This is a genomic window from Streptomyces colwelliae (genome assembly GCF_048158785.1).
Lineage (GTDB): Bacteria > Actinomycetota > Actinomycetes > Streptomycetales > Streptomycetaceae > Streptomyces.
In genome coordinates, this window is the sequence record NZ_JBLTJC010000842.1 from 1 (window position 1) to 857 (window position 857).

The 857-nt window shown below is 71.9% G+C and carries 1 protein-coding gene; it reads left to right on the plus strand.

What is annotated here, in order from left to right; genetic code table 11:
* The coding region (locus tag ACNFOC_RS54730) for a tetratricopeptide repeat protein (RefSeq protein WP_416966361.1) at positions 1 to 840 on the plus strand (840 nt) is incomplete at its 5' end.
* Positions 841 to 857: the final 17 nt, after the last annotated feature.

Below are 857 nucleotides of genomic sequence, written 5' to 3' on the forward strand. Positions count from 1 at the left end.
GCGTTGGCGTGGCTGGATTCGGAGCGGGCGGGGCTGGTGTCGGCGGTGCAGTGGGCGCGGGAGGAGCGGTACGCGGACACGGCGGTGCGGCTGTCGCAGTGCCTGGGGGAATATCTGGACTGGCGGCGCTCTTTCGACGACTTAATCACGGTGTGCGGTACCGCGCGGGAGGCCGCCCACCGCGCCGGTAATCAGATAGACGGGGCCATCGCGTGGAACAGCCTCGGCAACGCCCTGCGGGAGGCGGGCCGGGGAGAGGAGGCCATTGACGCCCACACCCACGCCCGCGACCTGTACCAAACCGCCGGGGACCGCCACCGCGAGGCCAGCGCGTGGAACAACCTCGGCAACACCCTGCGGCAGACGGGCCGGGCGGAGGAGGCCATCGACGCCCACACCCACGCCCGCGACCTGTACCAAACCGCCGGGGACCGCCACCGCGAGGCCATAGCGTGGAACAGCCTCGGCGGCGCTCTGCGGGAGGCGGACCGGGCGGAGGAGGCCATCGACGCCCACACCCACGCCCGCGACCTGTTCCAGGCCGTCGGGGACCGCCATGGCGAGGCCCTCGCGTGGAACAACCTCGGCGTCGCCCTGCGTTCCACGGGCCTGGTGGAGGAGGCGGTTGAGGCCTACGAGAAAGCCCTGGAAGGCTGCCGAGAGTTCGACGACTGGTACCGGGCGGGCCGCACCCTCTTGAACCTCGCTCTCGCCCACCAGCGTGCCGCCCGCCCCGCCGAAGCCCGCGCCCACTACCTCCAGTCCGCCGACGCCTACACCCGAGCCAACGCCCCCACCGAAGCCGCCGCCGCCCAATCCCGCGCAGACGCATTGACCTGACTAGACCCTCTCTCTTA